General features: G+C 63.0%; 22 protein-coding genes. 6 read left to right on the forward strand and 16 right to left on the reverse strand.

The features are described from left to right. The 6 genes from NHF53_RS14100 to NHF53_RS14125 all read right to left on the reverse strand — a co-directional run. On the reverse strand, positions 1–478 hold a 478-nt coding region (locus NHF53_RS14100), incomplete at its 3' end, for an alpha/beta fold hydrolase (protein ID WP_374591109.1). Between the two features lie 2 nt (positions 479–480). Further along, the gene (gene urtD / locus NHF53_RS14105; protein WP_114361171.1) at positions 481–1233 is read right to left on the reverse strand and encodes an urea ABC transporter ATP-binding protein UrtD; all 753 of its coding nucleotides are present in this window, start codon (positions 1231–1233) and stop codon (positions 481–483) included. Between the two features lie 5 nt (positions 1234–1238). Next, on the reverse strand, positions 1239–2411 hold the full coding sequence (urtC, locus tag NHF53_RS14110; RefSeq protein WP_114361170.1) for an urea ABC transporter permease subunit UrtC: 1173 nt from the start codon (positions 2409–2411) through the stop codon (positions 1239–1241). Further along, a complete protein-coding gene (gene urtB, locus NHF53_RS14115) occupies positions 2408–4012 on the reverse strand; it encodes an urea ABC transporter permease subunit UrtB (RefSeq protein ID WP_252834705.1) in 1605 nt (534 codons plus the stop codon). The genes urtC and urtB overlap by 4 nt, the downstream gene beginning before the upstream one ends. A gap of 258 nt (positions 4013–4270) precedes the next feature. Then, positions 4271–5560 carry an urea ABC transporter substrate-binding protein gene (urtA, locus tag NHF53_RS14120; protein WP_252834706.1) on the reverse strand — a complete coding sequence of 430 codons (1290 nt, stop codon included), beginning with the start codon at positions 5558–5560 and terminating at the stop codon, positions 4271–4273. Between the two features lie 583 nt (positions 5561–6143). Next, positions 6144–6776: a YjbE family putative metal transport protein gene (locus NHF53_RS14125; protein ID WP_252834979.1), complete on the reverse strand. Its 633-nt coding sequence runs from the start codon at positions 6774–6776 to the stop codon at positions 6144–6146. A 279-nt stretch (positions 6777–7055) separates the two neighbouring features. Here NHF53_RS14125 and NHF53_RS14130 point away from each other — a divergent pair, with 279 nt between their 5' ends. Beyond that, positions 7056–10445 (forward strand): ATP-binding protein, encoded by a 3390-nt coding sequence (locus NHF53_RS14130; RefSeq protein WP_252834707.1) that lies wholly within the window; start codon positions 7056–7058, stop codon positions 10443–10445. Beyond that, positions 10438–11358 carry a response regulator transcription factor gene (locus tag NHF53_RS14135; protein WP_252834708.1) on the forward strand — a complete coding sequence of 307 codons (921 nt, stop codon included), beginning with the start codon at positions 10438–10440 and terminating at the stop codon, positions 11356–11358. Before NHF53_RS14130 ends, NHF53_RS14135 begins: the two co-directional genes overlap by 8 nt. A gap of 172 nt (positions 11359–11530) precedes the next feature. Here the strand turns inward: NHF53_RS14135 and NHF53_RS14140 are convergent, their stop codons facing one another. The 6 genes from NHF53_RS14140 to NHF53_RS14165 form a co-directional block, all read right to left on the reverse strand. Next, complete coding sequence (locus NHF53_RS14140; RefSeq protein WP_114361165.1) at positions 11531–12646, reverse strand: branched-chain amino acid ABC transporter substrate-binding protein; 1116 nt, start codon at positions 12644–12646, stop codon at positions 11531–11533. 143 nt (positions 12647–12789) lie between these two features. Next, a complete protein-coding gene (locus tag NHF53_RS14145) occupies positions 12790–13143 on the reverse strand; it encodes a DUF6867 family protein (protein WP_114361164.1) in 354 nt (117 codons plus the stop codon). A gap of 21 nt (positions 13144–13164) precedes the next feature. Continuing rightward, positions 13165–13893 carry an ABC transporter ATP-binding protein gene (locus tag NHF53_RS14150; protein WP_252834709.1) on the reverse strand — a complete coding sequence of 243 codons (729 nt, stop codon included), beginning with the start codon at positions 13891–13893 and terminating at the stop codon, positions 13165–13167. Beyond that, positions 13893–14768, reverse strand: coding sequence for an ABC transporter ATP-binding protein (locus NHF53_RS14155; RefSeq protein WP_114361162.1), 876 nt, complete (start codon positions 14766–14768; stop codon positions 13893–13895). The genes NHF53_RS14150 and NHF53_RS14155 overlap by 1 nt, the downstream gene beginning before the upstream one ends. Further along, positions 14768–16159, reverse strand: coding sequence for a high-affinity branched-chain amino acid ABC transporter permease LivM (gene livM, locus NHF53_RS14160; RefSeq protein WP_114361161.1), 1392 nt, complete (start codon positions 16157–16159; stop codon positions 14768–14770). Before livM ends, NHF53_RS14155 begins: the two co-directional genes overlap by 1 nt. Before the next feature lie 4 nt (positions 16160–16163). Continuing rightward, the gene (locus tag NHF53_RS14165; protein WP_112688606.1) at positions 16164–17066 is read right to left on the reverse strand and encodes a branched-chain amino acid ABC transporter permease; all 903 of its coding nucleotides are present in this window, start codon (positions 17064–17066) and stop codon (positions 16164–16166) included. 455 nt (positions 17067–17521) lie between these two features. Here NHF53_RS14165 and cysQ point away from each other — a divergent pair, with 455 nt between their 5' ends. Further along, positions 17522–18307: a 3'(2'),5'-bisphosphate nucleotidase CysQ gene (cysQ, locus tag NHF53_RS14170; protein WP_252834980.1), complete on the forward strand. Its 786-nt coding sequence runs from the start codon at positions 17522–17524 to the stop codon at positions 18305–18307. Positions 18308–18478: 171 nt separating this feature from the next. Then, positions 18479–19516: a DUF2793 domain-containing protein gene (locus NHF53_RS14175; protein ID WP_252834710.1), complete on the forward strand. Its 1038-nt coding sequence runs from the start codon at positions 18479–18481 to the stop codon at positions 19514–19516. Here the strand turns inward: NHF53_RS14175 and NHF53_RS14180 are convergent. Further along, positions 19513–20193, reverse strand: coding sequence for a LuxR family transcriptional regulator (locus NHF53_RS14180; protein WP_252834711.1), 681 nt, complete (start codon positions 20191–20193; stop codon positions 19513–19515). The two genes, NHF53_RS14175 and NHF53_RS14180, sit on opposite strands and share 4 nt — an antisense overlap. 425 nt (positions 20194–20618) lie before the next feature. Here NHF53_RS14180 and NHF53_RS14185 point away from each other — a divergent pair, with 425 nt between their 5' ends. Together NHF53_RS14185 and NHF53_RS14190 are read left to right on the forward strand one after the other, a co-directional pair. Next, on the forward strand, positions 20619–20894 hold the full coding sequence (locus NHF53_RS14185) for a DUF1153 domain-containing protein (protein WP_112688600.1): 276 nt from the start codon (positions 20619–20621) through the stop codon (positions 20892–20894). Between the two features lie 173 nt (positions 20895–21067). After that, entirely contained in the window at positions 21068–21349 is a 282-nt protein-coding gene (locus tag NHF53_RS14190; RefSeq protein ID WP_252834712.1) for a GNAT family N-acetyltransferase, read from the forward strand. Here NHF53_RS14190 and NHF53_RS24300 read toward each other — a convergent pair. The 3 genes from NHF53_RS24300 to NHF53_RS14200 form a co-directional block, all read right to left on the reverse strand. Next, entirely contained in the window at positions 21336–21587 is a 252-nt protein-coding gene (locus NHF53_RS24300; RefSeq protein WP_374591112.1) for a LysR family transcriptional regulator, read from the reverse strand. The genes NHF53_RS14190 and NHF53_RS24300 overlap by 14 nt on opposite strands. Beyond that, positions 21499–22566, reverse strand: coding sequence for a 23S rRNA (adenine(2503)-C(2))-methyltransferase RlmN (gene rlmN / locus NHF53_RS14195; RefSeq protein WP_252834713.1), 1068 nt, complete (start codon positions 22564–22566; stop codon positions 21499–21501). The genes NHF53_RS24300 and rlmN overlap by 89 nt, the downstream gene beginning before the upstream one ends. 140 nt (positions 22567–22706) lie before the next feature. Beyond that, entirely contained in the window at positions 22707–23279 is a 573-nt protein-coding gene (locus tag NHF53_RS14200; RefSeq protein ID WP_252834714.1) for a TetR/AcrR family transcriptional regulator, read from the reverse strand. Positions 23280–23437 lie beyond the last annotated feature (158 nt).

The raw sequence follows: 23437 nt of genomic DNA on the forward strand, positions 1-23437 counted from the left end.
CGATGCCGAGCGCATCGAGCAGATCGACAAACGCATCCGCCTGGTTTTCCGAAGAAGGATCGCGCGGGAAGGCCGAGCCGAGATAACCGAACCGCGATGGCGAAATCACCCGCATGCCGTTTTCGACCAGCGGCGCGGCAAACAGCAGGCCCTGATCGCATCCGCCGCCGCTGCCATGGATCATCAGCACGGGCTTGCCTGTGCCGGCTTCGGCATATTCTAGCGGGCCGAAGCGGCCTTCGATCGTCGTGGCGCGATAGCCCGCGATGTGCGCCCGCGCGGCGCCGAGGGCTACCGCGTAGCGACGGTGCAGCCAACCGGCCCCGACCGCGACCGCTGTACCGCCCGCAGCCAAAGCGAAAAGCGTTCTGCGCGTCAACATCATCCCGATCTCCGCAGCCACGTCCACGACGCCGGGCGTCGGGGAGAGTGAGATCAGACTACCAGCGGAGCGGGCGGCAACATTGACCATGATCAAGTTCACCGCCCCAGATAGTTCTCGATGACCTTCTGGTCGTTCGAGACGAAATCGATCGAGCCCTCGGCCAGCACCGAGCCTTCCGCCAGACACGTCACCTTGACGCCGAGGTCGCGGATGAAGCCCATGTCGTGCTCGACGACGACGACCGAACGGGTCTTGGCGATCTGCTTGAGCAGGATCGCCGTTTCCGCCGTCTCGGCATCGGTCATGCCGGCCACCGGCTCGTCGACCAGCAGAAGCTTGGGCTCCTGCGCGAGCAGCATGCCGATCTCCAGCCACTGCTTCTGGCCATGGCTGAGATTGGCGGCGACGTCGTCCTTGCGACCGGTGAGGCGGATCGTTTCGAGGATTTCCTCGATGCGTGCCTTGTCTTCCACGCTCAGCCGGTAGAACAGCGTCGCGAAGACGCCCCGTTTGCGGTTGAGCGCAAGTTCGAGATTGTCCCAGACCGTATGGCTCTCGAAGACGGTCGGCTTCTGGAACTTGCGGCCAATGCCGAGCTCCGCGATCTCCGCCTCGTCCTTCTTCGTCAAGTCCACCTCGCCGTTGAAGAAGACCTCGCCCTCGTCGGGTCGGGTCTTGCCGGTGATGATGTCCATCATCGTCGTCTTGCCGGCGCCGTTCGGGCCGATGATCGCTCGCAACTCCCCGGGCTCGACGACGAAGGACAGAGAGTTCAGCGCCTTGAAGCCGTCGAAGGAGACGGATACGCCGTCGAGATAGAGAATGCTCGTCGGTTTCTTCTCGTTCATGGCGCTCACTCCGCGGCCTGTTCGAGCGGCAACGCCGCGTCGGATACCTTGTCATGGTTGGTGGCATCATCCGCCGCCTTGCGGTCCCGGCGCGCCGCATGGCGCTGCTGGATCGTGCCGACGATTCCCTTGGGCAGGAACAGCGTGACGCCGATGAAGAGGCCGCCGAGTGCGAAGAGCCAGAGGTCCGGGAAGGCGCCGGTGAAGTAGCTCTTGCCCACGTTGACCAGGATCGCTCCGATGATCGGCCCGATCAGCGTGCCGCGCCCGCCGACTGCGGTCCACACAACCACTTCGATCGAGTTGGCGGGTGCGAACTCGCCCGGATTGATGATGCCGACCTGCGGCACGAAGAGCGCGCCGGCAATGCCCGCCATCATCGCCGAGACGGTGAAGGTGAAGAGCTTGATGTTCTCCACCCGGTAGCCGAGGAAGCGCACGCGGCTTTCGGCATCGCGCACGCCGACCAGTACCTTGCCGAACTTCGAGCGGGTGATTGCCGAAGCAATGACAAGGCAGACGGCGAGGAACAGCGCCGAAAGCGAAAACAGCACCGCACGCGTTCCGTCCGCCTGAACGGAAAAGCCGAGGATTTCCTTGTAATCGGTCAGGCCGTTATTGCCGCCGAAACCCATGTCGTTGCGGAAGAAGGCGAGCATCAGCGCATAGGTCATCGCCTGGGTGATGATCGAGAGATAGACGCCGTTGACGCGGGAGCGGAAGGCGAACCAGCCGAAGACGAAGGCGAGCAGGCCCGGCACGATGAGCACCATCGCCATGGCGACCGGGAACACGTCCATGCCGTACCAGAACCACGGCAGTTCCTTCCAGTTAAGGAAGACCATGAAGTCCGGCAGGATCGGGTCGCCGTAGACGCCGCGGCTGCCGATCTGGCGCATCAGATACATGCCCATGGCATAGCCTCCGAGCGCGAAGAAGGCCCCATGACCGAGCGAAAGTATGCCGCAATAGCCCCAGACGAGGTCGAGCGCGAGTGCGAGCAGCGCATAGCAGAGATACTTGCCGAGCAGCGACATGATGTAGGTCGGTACATGCAGCGGATTGCCCGGCGCCGTCAGCAAATTGAGCGCCGGAATGAGCAGGGCGAAGGCGACGAGAATGCCGACGGCAATGACGATCTTGCCTTCGAGTGCGCGCAGGATGAAGCCGGCAATCATGCTTCCACCGCCCTTCCCTTGAGCGCAAACAGGCCGCGCGGACGTTTCTGGATGAAGAGGATGATGAGAACCAGCACGAGGATCTTGCCGAGAACCGCACCGACCGAAGGTTCGAGGAACTTGTTCAAAACGCCGAGCGAGAGCGCTCCGACCAGCGTGCCCCAGAGATTGCCCACCCCGCCGAAGACCACGACCATGAAGCTGTCGATGATGTAGGACTGGCCGAGGTTCGGGCTCACATTGTCGATCTGGCTGAGCGCCACACCTGCGATGCCGGCAATGCCCGAGCCGAGCGCGAAGGTGAAGGCATCGACGAGAGGGGTGCGGATGCCCATGGAGGACGCCATGCGGCGGTTCTGGGTCACAGCGCGCATCTGCAGACCGAAGGACGAGCGCTTCATGAGCGTCAGCAGCGCGAAGAAAATGGTCAGCGAGAACAAGACGATCCAGAGGCGGTTCCAGGTGATGGTCATGCCGCCGAGCGCGAACGAGCCGGACATCCAGGACGGATTGCCGACTTCCTGGTTGGTCGGGCCGAAGATCGTGCGCACGGACTGCTGGAGGATCAGCGAGATGCCCCAGGTCGCAAGCAGCGTTTCGAGCGGCCGTCCGTAGAGGAAGCGGATGACGCCGCGCTCGATGACGAGGCCGACCGCGGCCGTGATCAGGAAGGCGACGGGCAGCGCGATCGCCAGCGACCAGTCGAACAGTCCCGGATAATTCGTGCGGATCACCTGCTGCACCACGAAGGTGGAATAGGCGCCGATCATCACCATCTCGCCATGCGCCATGTTGATGATGCCCATGACGCCGAACGTGATGGCGAGCCCGATCGCCGCGAGCAGCAGTACCGAGCCGAGCGAGATCCCGTACCAGACGTTCTGGCCGGCATCCCAGAGCAGCAACTGGCCCTCGATGCCGGAGATGGCAGAGTCGAGGTCGGGCCTGAGGCTCTCGTCGATGGTCGAGGACACCGACATCAGGATGCCGATCGCCTCGCGCCCGCCGAGCGAGGCGACGGTTTCGATCGCGGCCCGCTTTTCATCGGCGCTGCGGTCGGAGGCCAGGACCGACACTGCGCGGGCCTCTTCCATGCGCGTCTTGACCTCGGCGTCTGTTTCCTTGGCGAGCGCCGCCTCGACGAGTTCGAGGTTTTCCGCGCTCGGCGACTGCAGGACCGCCTGCGCGGCCGCAAGACGCACGCCGCGATCGGGGCTGAGCAGCGTCAGCCCGCCGAGTGCGGAACGGATCGCGCGGCGGAGATTGTTGTTGACCTTGATCTTGGTAAAGGCGCTCTTCGGCGCCTCGCCGGCGCTTTCCCCGCTGAGCGGATCGATCAGCGCAAAATTGCCCCCCGCCGCCTTGGTGATGAAGACCGCGCCATCGGACTTGCGGGCATAGAGATCGCCTTCGCCAAACGCGTTGAGCGCCGGCACGACCCGTGGGTCGCCCGTCGCCGCAATCTGGCCGATCAGCTCTTCCGCCTGCTTGAAATTCGCCTTGCCGAGCTGGTCGATCAACGCCTTCGGATCGGACTGGGCAAGGGAGGGTGTGGCGATGGATAGAAGGAGAAAAATCAGTGTGATGAAACGGATAAGCATTCTCTTGTCCCCCGGTTGGCGGGCGGCCGTGCCTGAGGCCCCCCTCAGCCGCCTGCCAGCACCTTTTCCTGACGGAACCGGCGTTACGACGAGGCAGGAAAAGCACTACCCCCTCTGGCCTGCCGGCCATCTCCCCCACGAGGGGGGAGACACTTTGCGGCACCCGCCTGGGCTTCAATCGGCTTCGGCGGGTCGGCTGGGTTAAAGCCCTCCCCCTTGTGGGGAGGGTTGGGAGGGGTCTTGGACCCGAATGAGCGATCAGCTGCCCTTGCCGCCGCACTTGCCGGAAGCAACGTTGAAGTTGCCGCAGGACATCGGCTTGCGCCAGTCGGAGATCAGGTCCTTGGAGTCCGGCAGGTAGTCGGACCATTCGTCGCCGACAACGGCCGGAGTTTCCTGCACGACTTCGAACTGGCCGTCGGCCTGGATTTCACCGATCAGCACCGGCTTGGTGATGTGGTGGTTCGGCATGACGGTCGAGGTGCCGCCCGAGAGGTTCGGAACGGAGACGCCGATGATCGAGTCGAGGACGGCATCCGTGTCGGTGGTACCGGCGGACTCGACGGCCTTCACCCAGGCGTTGAAGCCGATATAGGCGGCTTCCATCGGGTCGTTGGTCACGCGCTTGTCGTTCTTGGTGAAGGCGTGCCAGGTCTTGATGAACTCGGCATTGACGTCGGCGTCGACGGACTGGAAGTAGTTCCAGGCGGCGAGATGGCCGACGAGCGGCGCGGTGTCGAGACCGGCGAGTTCTTCTTCACCGACGGAGAAGGCGACGACCGGGATGTCTTCTGCCTTGATGCCCTGGTTGGCGAGTTCCTTGTAGAAGGGAACGTTGGCGTCACCGTTGATGGTCGAGACGACGGCGGTCTTCTTGCCGGCCGAACCGAACTTCTTGATGTCCGAGACGATCGTCTGCCAGTCGGAATGACCGAACGGCGTGTAGTTGATCATGATGTCCTCTTCCTTGACGCCCTTCGACATCAGGTAGGCCTTCAGGATCTTGTTGGTCGTCTGCGGATAGACGTAGTCGGTGCCGGCGAGCACCCAGCGTTCGACGCCTTCCTCGTTGGCGAGGTAGTCGACGGCCGGGATCGCCTGCTGGTTCGGCGCGGCACCGGTGTAGAAGATGTTGCGCGAGGATTCCTCACCCTCGTACTGGACCGGGTAGAAGAGGATCGAGTTCAGCTCTTCGAAGACCGGCAGGACCGACTTGCGCGACGACGAGGTCCAGCAACCGAAGACGGCGGCGACCTTGTCCTTCTCGATCAGCTCGCGGGCCTTTTCGGCAAACAGCGGCCAGTCTGAAGCCGGGTCGACGACCACGGCTTCGAGCTTCTTGCCGAGAACGCCGCCCTTCTTGTTCTGCTCTTCGACGAGCATCAGCATGGCGTCCTTGAGCGTCGTTTCCGAGATCGCCATCGTGCCGGACAGCGAGTGCAGGACGCCGATCTTGATGGTATCGTCAGCCGCAAAGACGCCGGTGAACGCCGTCGTAGACAGCATGGCGCCGAGCAGAGCGCTGGAAAGATGTGCCTTCAGTCTCATCTGATTTTTCCCCTCTTCGTGAGTTCAGCAACCGCGCCTTCCGGCGCTCGCTGTTGCTTGGGGAACTATCGGCTGCTGCAATGCAAAACGGCATACGTCGTTTGACGTATGCCGAGGGGGAAAGCGCGCGCCGCATGATCGCGGTCGCGTTCTGCAACAAAGGTGAGGCCGTCACATTTCAGGGAATGTGACGGCCTCTTGCTCGCCCGGATCCTGCATCGACGGAGCGCAATGGGGGTGTCGCTCCTGGCGGCAGACTGAGCGAGACATTCCCTTGGCGATGGCGCGGCGATCGGACGGCGGGCGGCAACTTCAGCGGAAAGGACGACCCTCGTTTCCGGCGCGCAGGACGGGGTACCTCCTCCGGCTTTCGACCCCGATCCCTTTCATCGCTCTCTCCTCCCGGCTCTCGTGAAGCGTGGTCGCTTCGTTTCGATGGAAAGAGTTCTAGCAGGACGACACTGACAGAAAGCTGACCGGAAACGGCGCGATCACCATCCGGAGCCGGGGACCGGGAAACGGAAAACGCCGGCCACCTTTCGGCGACCGGCGCGTACTGACGCCAAAAACGCGCAACGGGCGATTAGCCGAGATAGCCGAGAGCGACCGGCCAGACCTCCAGGAACCCGTGATAGATCATGCTGACCGTCACGTAGCTGATGACGCCGAGGCCGACATAGGCGATCCAGCGGTGGCGATGCAGCAGGGTCGCGACGAGGTTGGCGGCAAGCCCCATCAGCGTGATCGAGAGGATGAGCCCGAAGGCGAGGATGATCATGTGCTCCTTGGCCGCACCGGCGACCGCGAGCACGTTGTCGAGCGACATCGAGACATCAGCGACGACGATTTCCACTGCCGCCACGAGGAAGGTCTTCTCCTTGATGGTGAGCTCGGTGTCGTCGGTCTCCCCCAGCTTGTGCGGTTGGTGCGCGACGCTGCGCAGCTCGGACCACATCTTCCAGCAGACCCAGGCGAGCATCAGCCCGCCGAGAAGCTGCAGACCGACGACCGTCAGGAGGAAGGCGGTTGCGGTCGCGAAACTGATGCGCAGGACGGTGGCGGCGAGAATGCCGACGAAAATTGCGTTTCGCCGCTGCGCCGCCGGCAGGCCTGCGGCAGCAAGCCCGATCACGATCGCATTGTCGCCCGCCAGCACGAGATCGATGGCCACGACCTCGAAAAACGCCGCCAATCCGGCTGCGGTGAAAAGCTCCATCATCTCGGCCGACCCATTCCGCTGAGTTTCCCTGCCACCTCGCTTAGCGGACGGGCTGACAACTCGAAAGGAGAATCTCGCTGGCCGGGCCGTTTCGCGCAGAAGAATCGGAAGGCGAGCGGAAAATCCAGCGCACCCGCAGGCATCCGGGCGATGATCCTGGCCGGGGACAGACATCCAAGGCGAAACGCTCGCGCTCAAATCGCCCTTGCCATTCGCGCAATTCCCATGAAAATGCCTAGGCAATAGTCATTTCAAAGAAGGCGCCAGTTTTTAGGCATGGCCGCACGCCAACGCATCATCCCCGTCCGCCGCGAATACAACCGCTGGGTCGCCGACCAGACGCTCGAGGACTATGCGCTCCGCTTCACGGCCAAGGGTGCCCGGCGCTTTTCGTCGTCGCGGATCTCGCAGACGGCGATCGGCGCCATCTCCTTCCTGGCGCTCGAGGCCATCGGCGGCACGATCACCCTTTCCTACGGCACCACCAACGCTTCTCTCGCGATCCTCGCGGCGGCGCTGGTCATGCTGCTCGTCGGCGTGCCGATCACCCGCTACGCCATCCGCCACGGCGTCGACATCGACCTCCTGACCCGCGGCGCCGGCTTCGGCTATATCGGATCCACCATCACCTCGCTGATCTATGCGAGCTTCACCTTCATGCTCTTCGCCATCGAGGCGTCGATCATGACCGGGGCGCTCGACCTCGCCTTCGGCGTGCCGCCCTGGATCGGCTACATCGTCTCCGCGGCGGTCGTCATTCCACTCGTCACCTATGGCGTCCGGTTGATCTCCAAATTCCAGCTGGTCACACAGCCATTCTGGATCGTGCTCAACATCCTGCCCTTCGTCTTCATCGCCGTCATGGACTGGGAGAAGATCGACCTCTGGCGGGCCTTTGCCGGTATCGGCCATCCGGCCGCGGCGATGGGCGAGAGCGCGCCCTTCGATCTCGTCGATTTCGGTGCTGCCTCCGCCGTCATCCTGGCGCTGATGCCGCAGATCGGTGAGCAGGTCGACTTCCTGCGCTTCCTGCCGCCGGAGGGCGGGCGCCGGTGGCATCACCGCATCGCCGTCTTCCTCGCCGGCGCCGGCTGGGTCGTGCTCGGCGTGCCGAAACTGCTGGCGGGCTCCTTCCTCGCCGTGCTGACGCTCTCGACCGGCGTGCCCGTGGGCGAAGCCGCCGATCCGGCGCGGATGTATGTGACGGCCTTCGGCTACATGATCCCGAACCACACCGCCGCCCTGCTGCTGATGGCCGGCTTCGTGGTGATCTCGCAACTGAAGATCAACGTGATGAACGCCTATGCCGGGTCGCTCGCCTGGTCGAATTTCTTCTCGCGGCTCACCCACAGCCATCCCGGCCGCGTCGTCTGGCTGGTGTTCAACGTGGCGATCGCGCTGCTGCTGATGGAGCTCGGAATCTACAGGCTGCTCGAGGAGACGCTCGGCATCTTCTCGATCGTCGCCATGTCCTGGCTCTGCACCGTCTCCGCCGACCTCTTCGTCAACAAGCCGCTCGGGCTTGCGCCGCCCGGCATCGAGTTCAAGCGCGCCCACCTCTACGACGTCAACCCGGTCGGGCTCGGCACGCTCCTCGCTTCGGGCGGTCTCGCCCTTGCCGCACATTTCGGGCTGTTCGGCCCGCTGATGGCCTCGCTCGCCACCTATGTGACGCTCGTCGCCTTCGTGATCGCGCCGCTGATCGCCTGGGCGACGGCCGGCCGCTACTATCTCGCCCGCAAGCCGCGGCAAAGCTGGAAGAACCTGACCGCAATCACCTGCTCGATCTGCGAACACCCCTTCGAGCCGGAGGACATGGCATGGTGCCCGGCCTATGCCGCGCCCATCTGCTCGCTCTGCTGCTCGCTCGACAGCCGTTGCCACGACATGTGCAAGCCGCATGCACGGCTCGACGCGCAGACCGCGGCCGTCGCCAGCTCGTTTCTGCCGGAGGGCATCATCGCGAGACTCTCGACGCGGCTCGGCCGCTACGCCATGACCGCCGTCGTCGCGATCACCGGCATCGGCGCCATCCTGACGCTCATCGCCCATCAGGTCGGCGCGGCGTCGCCGCAGACCGCCGCAGTGGTCGATCGCACGGCGATGATCGTCTTCTTTGTCTTCTCGGTGATTGCCGGCGTCGCAAGCTGGTTCTACGTGCTCGCCCACGACAGCCGGGTCGTGGCTGAGGAGGAATCCTCCCGCCAGAACACGCTGCTGCTGAAGGAAATCGCCGCCCACCGCAAGACCGACGCCGCCCTCCAGGCGGCCAAGGAGACGGCAGAAGCCGCCAACCGCGCCAAGAGCCGCTATGTCGTCGGCCTCTCCCACGAGCTGCGCACGCCGCTCAACGCGGTGCTCGGCTACGCACAAATCCTGGAGCGTGACGAAACGATCCCGCCGAAGCGGCAGTCGGCGATCAAGGTCATCCGCCGTTCCGCCGATCACCTCTCCGGCCTCATCGACGGTCTCCTCGACATCTCCAAGATCGAGGCCGGCCGCCTGCAGGTCTATTCGAACGAACTCGACATCCAGGATTTTCTCGACCAGATCACCGACATGTTCCGCCCGCAGGCGGAGGCCAAGGGGCTCGCCTTCGTGCACGAGCGCGCCCGCGGGCTGCCGCAATATGTCCGCACCGACGAGAAACGGCTGCGCCAGATCCTCGTCAACCTGCTCTCGAACGCGATCAAGTTCACCGACCGCGGCAGCGTCACCTTCAAGGTCGATTATCGCAGCCAGGTGGCGACCTTCACGGTCTCCGACACCGGGCGGGGCATCGCCGAAAAGGAGCTCACGCGCATTTTCGAACCCTTCCAGCGCGGCGAGGCCGACAGTGTTCGCCCCCTGCCCGGCCTCGGCCTCGGCCTGACGATCACCAAGCTGCTCACCAATACGCTCGGCGGTGAGATCGGCGTCTTGAGCGAGCGCGACAGGGGATCGACCTTCCGCGTGCGACTGATGCTCTCGGCCGTTGACCGGCCGAACACCGCGCCGGCGCCCGAGCGGAAGATCGTCTCCTATACCGGGCCGCGCCGGACGATTGTCGTGGTCGACGACAACGAGGACCACCGCGACCTGATGCGCGAGGTGCTGGCGCCGCTCGACTTCGTGGTGCTGACCGCCGCCGGCGGGCCGGAATGTCTGACCCTGACCGAGGGTGTGAAGGCCGACCTCTTCCTCGTGGATATCTCCATGCCCGGCATGAACGGCTGGCAGCTCGTGGAGCGGCTACGCGAAGCCGGTCAAACCGCCCCGATTCTGATGCTCTCGGCCAATATCGGCGACGGCTCGGTGTCGAACGGCGGCAGCGACGCCCACAACGACACCATCGCCAAGCCGGTCGACGTGCGCCGGCTGCGCGACAAGCTCGCGAAATATCTCGGCCTCGACTGGACCTACGCCGACGAGCAGGTGGCGACGAAAAGGGCCGAAGCGCCGGCACGACCGAAGCCGCCCGCGGCCGGACACGTCGACGAACTCGTGCGGCTGGGAGAAATCGGCTATATCCGGGGGATAGAGGCCAAGCTCGCCGAGATCGGCGCCAATCCGGACCATCTCGCCTTCACCGAGGCGCTGCGCGTTCATGTGCAGTCCTTCGACATTCCGGGCTACCTCGCTCTCCTGAAGACCTACGAGACGGAAAGGGCCGAAATCCGTGGCTGACGCACTCGAACCCCGCGACATCGTGCTGCTCGTCGACGACAGCCCGGACGCGCTCGGCTTCCTCACCGAAGCGCTCGAACAGTCGGGTTTCTCCGTGTTGATCGCGACCTCCGGGCAGGCGGCACTCGCGATCGTCGGGCGCATCAGCCCCGACCTGATCCTTCTCGATGCGGTGATGCCCACGATGGACGGTTTCGAGACCTGCCGCAGGCTGAAGGCCGACCCGGCCGTAGCGCAGGTGCCGGTGATCTTCATGACGGGCCTCACCGAAACCGAGCACGTCGTGCATGCGCTGGAATCGGGCGGCGTCGACTACCTGACGAAGCCGATCAACATCGACGAGCTGCGCGCCCGCATCCGGGTGCATCTCGCCAATGCCCGCTCCGCCCGCAGCGCCCGCGTGGCGCTCGACGCCACCGGTCGCCATCTCGTGGCCTTCCGCGCCGATGGTGGCATCCGCTGGTCGACGCCGCAGGCTTCTCGACTGATCGGCGAGGCGATTGGCCGCGACGACGGTGCCGATCTCGTGGCACCCGCCGTCGCCGCATGGATGGCAATCCGCGGGAAGCAGGGTCAGGGCGGGGAAGCCGCCTTTTCGTATCCGCCGTCCGGCGACGCCTTGCTGCACTTTGCGTTTCTCGGCGTGATCGGACCCGACGAATATCTCTTCCGCCTGACGGCCGGCACGAAGAACAGCGACGAGGCCCTGCGCCGCACCTTCGGCCTGACCGCGCGCGAATCCGAGGTTCTCGCCTGGATCGCCAAGGGCAAGTCCAACCGCGACATCGGCGAAATTCTCGGCCTGTCCGCCCGAACCGTCAACAAGCATCTCGAGCAGATCTACGTGAAGCTCGGCGTCGAGAACCGCGCCTCCGCCGCAGTCAAGGCAGCGAACGTGCTGCACGAGGCGTGAGCAGGAGAGGCAATGGGCGAATAGCCGCGATTGAGGCTCGCCCCGTGTCAACGCCCCCCGAGAGCCCGCTCCCTTTTCCCCTATTCCCTATTCCCTACTCGCTATTCGGCTCACCAAACGCAGAAAGCCCGGCACGAGGCCGGGCTTTCCGTCAATCCGGTGAGGGATCGAATTAATCCTGGAAGTACGAGTACTTGCCGTCCTCGCCCTTCTTCCAGGTGTACATGACGTAGTCCGGACGCGTGATGTCGCCCTTCTCGTTCCAGCCGAGTTCGCCGATAACGGTCGTGTACGGACCCTTTTCCTTGAGCGCGGCAGCGACAGCTTCCGGATCGTTCGTGCCGGCCTTATTGGCAGCCTCTGCGATTACCTGCAGGGCAGCGTAGGAATAGAGGGTGTAGGCTTCCGGTTCGAAGCCGGCGTCGCGGAACTTCTTGACGGCGTCAGCTGCGTTCGGGTTCTTGCGCGGATCCGGCGGGAAGGTCATCAGCGTGCCGTTGACGGCGTCACCGGCGATCGAGGCCAGTTCGTTCGAGGTGATGCCATCGCCCGACATCAGGGTCGCCTTGAGGCCACCATCGGCCATCTGGCGCATGATCAGGCCGGCTTCGGTGTGCAGACCGCCGAAGTAGACGACGCCGACGCCGGCTTCCTTCATCTTGGAGATCAGGGCCGAGTAGTCCTTGTCGCCGGCGGTGATGCCTTCGTACATGACTTCGGTGATGCCAAGGCTGTTCATTGCCTTCTTGGTTTCGTCGGCGAGACCCTGGCCATACGGGGTCTTGTCGTGAACGACGGCGACCTTGGTATCCTTGAACTTCTCGGCGATATAGGCGCCGGCTACCGCGCCCTGCTGGTCGTCACGGCCGCAGGTACGGAAGGTATTCCACATGCCCCGTTCGGTGAACTGCGGGTTGGTGGAGGCCGGGGTGATCTGCAGGATGCCGTTTTCGGCGTAGACTTCAGAAGCCGGGATCGAAACGCCGGAGTTGAAGTGACCAACCACGAACTTCACGCCGTCAGCGACGAACTTGTTGGCAACCGAAACGCCCTGCTTGGCGTCGGAAACGTCGTCGCCGAGAACGATCTTGATCTGTTCGCCGTTGATGCCGCCGGCAGCGTTGATGTCGGCTGCGGCCTGTTCAGCACCCTTCTGGAGCTGAGCACCGAAAGCGGCGTTCGGACCCGTCAGCGGACCGCCGACGCCGACGAGCACTTCGGCCCAGGCACTGCCGCCGTAGGCCACCATGGCCGTCAGCGCAACAGCAGAAAGAAGAAGCTTCTTCATATTGTTACTCCCAATTTTTTAGGCAGGTTAGGTTTCTGAAACCGTGCGCAATACCCACCATCACTGCGCCGGAAATCTGTTCCACTCTGTATTGAGAGCCAAGCCCTTCTTGTCGGCAATCTGTGACAAGAAAAACGTGGCTGTCAATCTTTCTTCTTCCACGAGAAGGCCGAGGTCTTCTCGTAAAGCCAATAGTAATTATCGACCATCTGACGGGTCCGGCGGACCCGGTATCCGGCCGTTGCAAAGATCAACAGCAGAACGACGTCGATGACATAATAGAAGGGGCTGATGAACGGCCCCTGAAAGAGCGCGTAATGCAGAAAGCGCATCACCACTCCCAGCAGCAGCGTATAGACGATCACCGTCGGATAGTGCTGCCAGCCTTCGGCGACGGCCTTGCCCGTCCGCCACGCGGTCCAGAAACCGAGCAGCAGGACCAGGAACCGCAGGACGTAGCGGACGCCGGTGTCGGTCTCGAAAAACAATCCTTGCATGTCAAATTCCCCCTAACCCGATCAGTGATGGCCGCCTTCAAGGTAGGCCGCGCGAACCTGCGGGTCCGCGAGGAGTTCCTTGCCGGTGCCGCTCATGGTGACCTGGCCGTTGACCATCACATAGGCGCGGTCGGACAGCTTGAGCGCCGCGAAGGCGTTCTGCTCGACGAGGAAGACGGTAAGCCCGTCTTCCTTGTTGAGCTTCTTGATCGCCTCGAAGATGCCTTTGACGATCAGCGGAGCGAGGCCGAGCGAGGGTTCGTCGAGGAGGAGGAGCTTCGGACGCGCCATCAGGGCGCGGCCGATCGACAGCATCTGCTGCTCGCCGCCCGAAAGCGTGCCGCCACGCTGGTGCTGGCGTTCCTTCAGGCGCGGGAAGAGCGTGAAGATCTTCTCGACGTCCTCGTTGAAATACTTGAGGTTGTCGAGCCCGGCGCCCATCTGCAGGTTTTCGAAGACGGTCATGCGCGGGAAGATGCGACGACCTTCCGGCGACTGGGCGATGCGGCGGCGCGCAATCAGGTGCGTCGGCATCCGGGTGATGTCGGTACCGTCGAAGATGACCTGGCCGGAACGCGCCTGCGGGCTGCCGCAGATCGTCATCATCAGCGTCGACTTGCCGGCACCGTTGGCACCGATCAGCGACACGATCTCGCCCTGCCGGACCTCGACATTCACCCCGCCGAGCGCGCGGATGTTGCCGTAGTAGGTCTCGACGTCTGTTACCTTGAGAAGCGGTTCAGTGGACATCAGTTCTGCCCTCCCGATACGGCTTCGACCTCAGAAATCGCTTCATCCAACTCTTCATCCTCGACACCCAGATAGGCCGCGATGACCTTCGGGTCGTTCTTCACGTGATCCGGCGTGCCGTCCGAGATCTTCTGACCGTATTCGAGCACCACGATGTGGTCGGAAATCTCCATGACCACCGACATGTCGTGCTCGATCAGCAGGATCGAGGTCCCGGTATCGCCCCGGATGCTGTGAAGAAGGGTGTTGAGAGCCGCCGATTCACGCGGGTTGAGGCCGGCTGCGGGCTCGTCGAGGCAGAGGAGCTCCGGATCGGTGCACATGGCACGGGCAATCTCGAGACGCCGCTGGGCACCGTAGGGCAGATCGCCCGCCGGATCGTCGGCGCGGTCGACGAGATCGGCCTTCTCGAGCCAGTGCGCCGCCTTCTCGACCGACTCCTTGGCCGCCCGCTTGTAGGCCGGCAGACCGAGCAGGCCGAGAACGGTGTAGCCCGACGCCCGCATGAGGGCGTTGTGCTGCGCGACCAGCAGGTTTTCGAGCACCGTCAGCCCCGAGAAGAGGCGGATGTTCTGGAAGGTACGCGCCACCTTGGCGTGCTTGGTGATCTCGAAGTCCGGCAGGCGCTCGAGCAGGTACTGCTTGCCCGAACGCTGGGTCAGCGTGAGCATCCCCATCGTCGGCTTGTAGAAGCCGGTGATGCAGTTGAACACGGTCGTCTTGCCGGCGCCGTTCGGTCCGATCAGGGCGGTGATGTCGCCCCGCCGGACGTCGAAGGAGAGATCGTTGATGGCCATCAGTCCGCCGAATTTCATCGACAGATGTTCCACCTTCAGGATGTTGTCATTCGTCATGTGTTCGGTTCCGGAGGTCATCAGCCGTGACCCTCCTTGGTAAAGCTTCCGGATACCGCCTTGCGCTCCTTGAGGAAGGCGGTGGGTTCACGCGAGCCTACGAAGCCGCGGGGCTTGAAGAGCATAACGATGATCATCGCAAGGCCGAAGAGCAGCATGCGATAGAGCTCGGGCGTGAAGTCCGGTCCGAAGATCTGCTTCAGGAACTCCATTTCGCGCAGCAGTTCGGTACCGCCAACCATGACGATCGCGGCAACCGCGATACCCGTCAGCGAACCCATGCCGCCGAGAACGACGATCGCCAGGATCACCGCCGATTCGAGGAACACGAAGGATTCCGGAGAGACGAAGCCCTGACGGGCCGCGAAGAAGGAGCCGGCGAAGCCGCCGAACATCGCACCGATGGCGAAGGCGGTCAGCTTGGTCGTCACCGTGTTGATGCCGAGCGAACGGCAGGCGGTTTCGTCTTCGCGCAGCGCTTCCCAGGCCCGACCGATCGGCATGCGGCGCAGGCGGATGGTCACATAGGCCGTCAGCAGGCAGAGCGCGAGGATCAGGTAGAAGAGGAAGATCTTGTAGTAGGCCGAGGACATCGGCAGACCGAAGAGCTTGGCGAAACCGTCGGGCGAAGCGTCGAACTTGATGCCGAACAGTGTCGCCTTCGGGATGCCCGAGACGCCGAAGGTGCCCCTGGTGACGTCGGTCCAGTTGATCAGCACCAGACGGATGATTTCACCGAAGGCGAGCGTCACGATCGCGAGGTAGTCGCCGCGAAGCCTGAGGACAGGGAAGCCCAGCATGATGCCCCAGAAGGCCGCCAGGATACCGGAGATCGGCAGGAGGACCCAGAAGGAGAGCCCGAACTGCTGCGACAGCAGCGCATAGGAATAGGCGCCGACCGCATAGAAGGCGACATAGCCGAGGTCGAGCAGGCCGGCGAGGCCCACCACGATGTTGAGGCCCCAGGCGAGCATCACGTAGATCAGGATCTGGATGCCGAAGTTGTCGACGAACTTCAGCGAGCCCTGGACCCCGAAGGTCGACACGATGACCGGCGGGTAGAGAACCAGCGCCAGCAGGGCGATCTTCAGGAAGTGCCTATGGAAGAAGGACGCTTTGGCCTCGACCTCGTGGACAGGAACCTGCGAACGGCTCGCCTTGCGCTGGGCGACCCAGGGCGAGAAGAAGCCGACGATCAGGAAGCGGCCGACTGCGGCGATCGCGACGAAGATGGCGAGCAGGCCCCAGCGCGGATACCAGATCAGCGTGTTGGAAATGTCCTGGTCGGTCTTGATGCCGATATAGAGGATGAACATGCCGAGCGCGATCACGCCGGCGAAGATGCCTTCCTTGAAGGCCTTCACGAGATGACCCGACTGGGCGGTATTGTGCACGGTTGCAGTATTCGCCATCGGATCACACCTTCTCGACTTCAGGACGGCCCAGAATGCCGGTCGGCTTGAAGATCAGCACGAAAGCCAGGATCGCGAAGGTCGCGACATCCTTGTAGGCGATCGTAAAGTAGGCCGACCAGAGCGACTCGATGAGGCCGATCAGCAACCCGCCGAGAACCGCGCCGGGAAGAGAACCGATACCGCCGAGAACCGCGGCCGTGAAGGCCTTGACGCCGGGAGTGAAGCCGTCGGCGAACGAGGCGACGCCGTAATACATCAGGTACATGGTGCCGGCGACCGCTGCCAGCGCCGCCCCCATGACGAAGGTGATCGAGATGGTGCGGTCGACGTCCACGCCGAGGAGCGCCGCCATCTTGCGGTCCTGCTCGGTCGCCCTTTGCGCACGGCCGAGCGGCGTCTTGTTGACGATGTACCAGAAGATCGACAAAAGCACCGCCGTGACGACGACGATGATGATCTGTTTCAGGGAAACGGTGACCGCGCCCAGATGATAGACGTCGCTGACGAGCGACGGAATGGGCTTGTTGCGGGGACCCTGCGCGACCTGGATGAAGTTCGACAGCACGATCGACATGCCGATTGCGGTGATGAGCGGCGCAAGCCGGAAGGAACCGCGCAACGGGCGGTATGCGACGCGCTCGATCACCCAGTTCCAGAGACCCGTCATCAGCATCGCGATGATCAGCATCACCAGCAGCGCGAGCGCAACCGGAATGCCTGCGAAGAACGATGTCAGGATGAGGAAGACGATCAGGGCGGCGAAGCCGCCGAGCATGAAAATGTCACCATGGGCAAAGTTGATCATGCCGATGATGCCGTAAACCATGGTGTAGCCGATGGCCACCAGGCCATAGATAGACCCGAGAGTCAGCCCGTTTATGAGCTGCTGGACGAAATACTCCATATGTTATCCCCCAGACGCGGTCGTCAACGCGTCCCTTTTTTCGTTTCCCCGTTCAGGGTTTTTTGGCGTGACGGGATTTGATAGCGTTTTCGCTGAAAATGTGAAGCGCAAAAGCTTTCTCGCGCACATTTTGTTGGTTTCCCCCACAGATTTGGTGATTTCCGCGGCAAACCACCCAAAAAAGCGACGTAAATTGCTTCGGAAATAGTCATCGCCGGGAATCTCGCGGAATTGCCGGAGAGGAAATGTCGCCATGCGGCCAGTCCGCGGCGGTGGCGATGACCGCGCGTGGCGCCCGGAGGAAGCGGTGGACCACCGGTTCCGATGAAAACGGCAGCCGAGAACACCCATCGGCTTTTCATCAATCCTGCCATAGCTTAACGCTGACGGCCAGCCGCATTCTCGCACTGCGGCTTGTCCCGGAGCGCGGCGGAGAAGGAGAACGCGGGATGCAGATACTGGACACCTTCGAAAAGGCGGCGATCACGGCCGGTCGGGCGATCATGGAGGTCTTCGAAGCCGGGGCGACCATCAGGCTGAAGAGTGACGCCTCGCCGGTGACCGAGGCCGACGAGCGCGCCGAGCGGATCATTCTGGCGGCACTCCGCGAGGCCTTGCCGGACGTGCCGGTCGTCGCGGAGGAATCCGTTGCGGCTGGAGAGGTGCCGCAGATCGCGGGCAGAATGTTCATCCTGGTCGACCCGCTCGACGGGACGAAGGAGTTCGTCAACGGCCGCGAAGACTTCACCGTCAACATCGCCCTCGTCGTCGAGGGCGTTCCGGTTGCAGGCGTGGTCTACGCTCCGGCCAAGGGGATCGCCTACAGCGGATCGTCCGCAGGCGCGGAGAAGCTCGTCGTCGGGCCCGACTTCACCATATCCGCCCGCAAGGTCATCCGCGCCCGCCCGGTCGCGGAAGACATGGTCGCCGTCGCCAGCCGCTCGCACAGCACCCCGGAGACTGAAGCCTTCCTCGATCGGCACCGAGTCTCGTCGCGCACGTCCGTCGGCTCGTCCCTCAAGTTCTGTCTGTTGGCGGAAGGGGTCGCCGACGTCTATCCTCGCTTCGGCCGCACGATGGAGTGGGACACGGCCGCAGGCGACGCTGTTCTGAGAGCCGCCGGCGGCGCGACGCTCGACCTCGACGGCCTGCCGCTCCGCTACGGCAAGGTGGCACAGGCGGCCGATAGCGATTTCGCCAATCCCTCCTTCGTCGCCTGGGGCAAACGCCAGCCGGTATAATTGCGCGATCCCTGTGGTGATACGGGGCGAAAAGTCCTTTTCTTTCAAAGAAGGGAACCCGTTTTCGTTCACCCTCCCACAGGCCATGGGACAATGCTCCGAACCTGCGTCGCGGCCCGTGCCGGCATCAGCCCGTCATCGGCCCGGCGCATCAACCGGAGAAGCACGACCATGACCGACGCCACAGCCAATCTCGCCCTGCCCTACCTCCTCGCCGCGCAAGCCCAGAAGCACGTCACCCACAACGAGGCGCTGCAGCGGCTCGACGCGCTCGTCCAGTTGGTGATCGCCGGCACGCCATCGTCGCCGCCGGCGGATGCTGCCGAAGGGGAATGCTACTGGCCGACGGCACCTGCGGCCGGCGAGTGGACCGGCAAAGAGGGCAGGCTTGCCTTTCGCCAGGACGGCGCATGGATCTTCATCGCGCCCCGCGCCGGCTGGCGTGCCTTCGACCTTCAGCGTGGGCGACTGGTCATTTTTTCTGGGGGCGCCTGGATCGACCTGCCGCTGCCGCCGGATGCCATAGTCGAGACGCTCGGTGTCAACACGGCGGCCGACGGTTACAACAGGCTCGCCGTCGCGGCCGATGCCAGCCTCTTCAGCCATGCCGGCCACGGCCATCAGGTAAAGATCAACAAGGCCGCCACCGCCGATACTGCCTCGCTGCTCTTCCAGTCCGGCTGGCAGGGACGCGCCGAGATGGGACTTGCGGGCTCCGACGCCTTCGCAATCAAGGTAAGTCCCGATGGCGGCACCTGGACAACAGCTCTCGCGATCTCCCCGAGCGGCGTCGTCGAGATGACCGGACGTCCGGCCGTGCGCGCCTCGCTTGCCGCCTCGACGTTCACACCGGCCGACGGAAGCCATACCGGCTTCGACGATATTCACGTCGTCCAGGGCGGGTTCGCGCTCGGACCGGCCCTCGGTTCCGGCCACGGCCACGCGCTCACCGTTCCGGCGACGGGCATCTATCAGGTGAGCATCAGTGCCGACCTGCTGTCTTCGTCCGGACATGAGATCGCGCTCAGCGTCAACGGAACCACCAGCGTCGCCACGATCCGGGGCCCTGCCCTCTCGGCCGAGACGCTCCAGTCCGTCACCGCCCTGACCTGGTTCTCGGCGGGAGACGAACTCTCGCTCCGGCACGGGGGCAGCGCTGCGCTCCAGTTCGGCTACGGCCGGACGGAGCTTTCGGCGGTGATGATCTAGATCAGTCCGAGACGGCAGGCGCGGGCGATCGCCTGCATGCGGTTGACCGCGTCGAGCTTGCGCAGCGCGTTCTTGAGATAGCTGACGACCGTGTGGGCGGAAATGTCGAGGATGACGGCGATCTCATCGCTGCTCTTGCCCTCGGCCGCCCACCGCAGGCAGTCGAGTTCGCGCCCGCTCAGCGGCTCCGTCGGCAGCGACGGCCGGCGCAAGCGGCCGAGGCCGTCGTCGACGAGTGTGAGACAGGAAAGATAGAGCGTGGCGATCTCGTTTTCATCGAGGGGGCGCCGCCTTCCGGAAAAGGCAAAGATCAGCCGCTGGTGATCATGGTCCCGGATAGCGAAGGCGAGCGTTCTTTCGAAGCTCTCCGACACGTCGATCGCGGCAGCCTTGCCGGACGGATGCCGGTCGGCAAACGGCCACTCCGAAAAGGAAACCGGCCGCATTGTCTCTCCGAGCCGCCGAACGAGCTCACTCTCCTTGTACAATCCGCTCAGGTCGTAGGTCTCGACCAGGCTGGCAGGCCAGTTCGAGATGACAACACCCGCGGCGAACGTCGGGACGAGCGAGCCGGGAAACGCGGAAACGAGATAGAAGTCCAGCCCGAAGCGCCGCGACATGCCGGAAAGCTTTTCCTCGACGGAATGCTCTTTCTCGACGGGCGTCTCGTCTGACATGCGGTATGCGTGATTGTGGCTTCTGAACATGATGTCCTTATGCCCTCGCGGGCATTTTTTGAAAATGGCTGTCGATGACGAAATTCAGTTGGCCCGCGCGACCGAGGCTCAAGAACGATCCGTCTGCATGGACGGATGAAGGAGCACGCGTCGAAACGAAGGTCTCGCGGCGAAGAAAATGCACTTCCTTCCGCGTTGTTGCAGGCCTTCTACACGATTTAGCGAGAACGAATACTGTTCTTTAGGAATGACTCCTATGCATTCCGCTCAAATTTACGCAACGGCAGCCGCGGAAACACGCAGCGAATGCCGCAGCCGGAGGAATGGTAGAATTCTTATCAAATCGTAACTGCCTGCTTAGGCAATTTTTAAAGATGCCCGGCTAGCATGCGCTCGTGTGGTCTTGAGTATGTGTAGAGAGTCCAATGACCGATATGATCCGCCCGCGAGTAAAATACGTCATCGGCCCCGATGGCAGTCCACTGACCATCGCCGATCTACCCCCGGCCAATACGCGCCGCTGGGTCATACGGCGAAAGGCGGAAGTCGTCGCCGCGGTACGTGGTGGCCTTTTGAGCCTCGAGGAAGCTTGTGAGCGCTATACGCTGACGGTCGAGGAGTTCCTTTCCTGGCAGTCTTCGATCAACGACCACGGCCTGCCGGGCCTTCGCACCACCCGCATCCAGCAGTACCGCCACTGAGCGACACCAGGCGGCCCCTCCGGGCCGAAGCACTCCTCCCACGATCCGGCGTTCGACCACATCGAGCGCCTTTTCGTTTTGCAATCCACCTCCCATATTGAAACGCGGGCGGCCGGTCGACGTGCCAGCGCGGCGCCGTCATACGGCACCGTCACGCGGCGAGGAACAGGAAGATGGATTTCAGCCACGAAGAAAGTGGATCAGGTGGTCGCTACCGCGCGACGCTGGACGGTGCCGATGCCGTCATGACCTATTCGCGGACCTCCCCTCGCCTCATCATCGTCGATCACACCGAGGTCGCGGACGCTCTTCGCGGCAAGGGCGTCGGTCAGGCGCTGGCGGCCCACGTGGTCGAGGCGGCCCGCACGGGAGGCTGGAAGATCATCCCGCTCTGCCCCTTCTTCCGCGCCCAGGCGAACCGCCATCCCGAATGGAAGGACGTCATTCAGTTCTGATCTTCCCAATCTCCAGTCGTTGAACCTCCCTCGTGATGTTAGGCCGCCCGACATCACAAAGCTCGGCCGCCTTGCGGAAACTGCCAGTTTGCGCACTCGTGGCCACATAGCGATAGTGTTCGATCGCCCGACGCACCCCGACCTCCGCATCAGGCCAAGGCCGTCGCTTGCACCCGCGCTCGGGATGCAGTCTCCAGCCCCTGCAGATCGCGGAGCCAAAGCTGTCCGCATGCTGCATCGATATCCATCCCTTGCGTGTCACGGACCACGACTGGAATGCCCGCGCGCTCCAGCCGGTGCCGGAAATACTGGGTTTGACGATCGTTCGTCCGGCCGAAGGCGACCCCATCCACTGGGCTCCAACGCATCAGGTTCACCCGGGCAGGCTTATAAGAGAGCATCCTGACAAGCCGATCAGCGTCGACCCGAGCATCGTTGACCCCTGGAAGTAGCAAGTACACGAAGGTCACCATGCGGTTATGGCGCTCTGCCCATGACACCGCGCGGCCGATAACATCTCTGATGTCGTGCTTTCGACTTCCCGGAATGAGTTTGTCCCGAGTCTCCTGGGTAGTCGCGTGCAGCGAGATGGTGAGGTTGATGCCCAAATGCTCCTCACGCAGCCGCGCAAGAGCCTTGGGGATCCCAATCGTAGAGATGGTAATACCTGTGGTTGGCAGGTTCAGGCCATCCCGGTCTCGCATTATGCGGACAGCGCCCAGGACGTTCTCATAATTGTTCAGTGGCTCGCCGATCCCCATGAATACGACATGATTTACTTTCGAGCCCAGTTGAACGACCTGCTCGACAATTTCGGAGGTATCCAAGTTCCGCTTGAGACCAGCTTGTCCGGACGCACAAAACTGGCAGGCGAATGCGCAGCCGACCTGCGATGAAATGCACGCTGTAAATCCATCCCGCCGCCGAATGAGGACGCTTTCGACTGCGTAACCATCGGCAAGGCCAAACAAGACCTTCTGAGAGCATTTGCCTCGCTCCACCTTGACCCTGTCGAGAGTGCGGAGTTGAACACTGTTTTCCTCGGCCCATCGCTTCAGCCTCCGTGGCAGGTCCTGATGCGACAGGAAGAGATCGCGATAGGCGAGATTGGTCGGCGTCGACCCCACGATCGCGTCGAAGTCGGCCGCAGTAAGGCCTAGGGCCGGCACCCTTCGCTCGGCTGCGGGCGCGAAAAGTCTAGTCGTTACGGTACTCACGTTACAGCTCACAGATGGATTGGTGGGGTGCTAGGCATGCTCTTTTTACATAAATAACCGACGCGACGGTTATATTCAAGTCATAGCTGCTTTTCGGTCGGTAGAGACCTTTGACGACCCGACCTTCTCGTCCCTAAGGGCTAGTGAGCCAAGGTTTCATCTGGGTAGAGCACAGTCAGGAGATGGTGAACCTCGGAGACCATGAACTCTGAAAGCCGACCCTGTTTGCAAACCATCCAGCGCATGTACGAGCCTTGGATGACCGACTGGATCAGTCCTGACGCACGCTCTGGATCATGCGGGGTCGGGGGCATCCGCGCCGCGATCGCCTTTCGGACCAGTTCGTTTCTCTCGAGCGCTAGCCTGCAGAGGTGAGGATCGACGATGTCGCCCCAAAACAGGAGCAAATAGGACTCTTCGCCCACTTCCGCGTCCATCCCGGTGATCATATCCCTTAGGAACGTCCAAAGGCTCTGCACGTGTCGCTCGCCCGACGAGGATGCGAAGAACTCTCTAACCTCTTTGGTCAGTTCCTCCATAATCCGCCGATGAATTGTGGCTTTGTCCTGGAAGCGCTGGATAAGTGCGGCCCGGGACATGCCCACTGCTTTTGCTACATCGGATAGCGTGAATGCAGCGGGGCCCTCTTGCAGGAGAACGGCCTTGGCCTTTCGGAGAACTTCTTCGTCAGAATGGAGTTTAGGGCGAGACATGAGGGTGCATCCAACTGAGATACGGATGCGAAATGCCCCAGCGTTGCGGCAAATCCGGCGTTTCGCGACAAGCCGTCGCCGCGCACCTGCAACCGTTGATAACCATGTCGTCGGTTATAATCGGTTGCTCAGCGATCTAGCAACCTCCCTGTCGCTCA

Origin of the sequence: Ciceribacter sp. RN22 (assembly GCF_024054295.1) — a bacterium.
In the GTDB taxonomy this organism is placed as follows: Bacteria; Pseudomonadota; Alphaproteobacteria; order Rhizobiales; family Rhizobiaceae; genus Allorhizobium; species Allorhizobium lividum.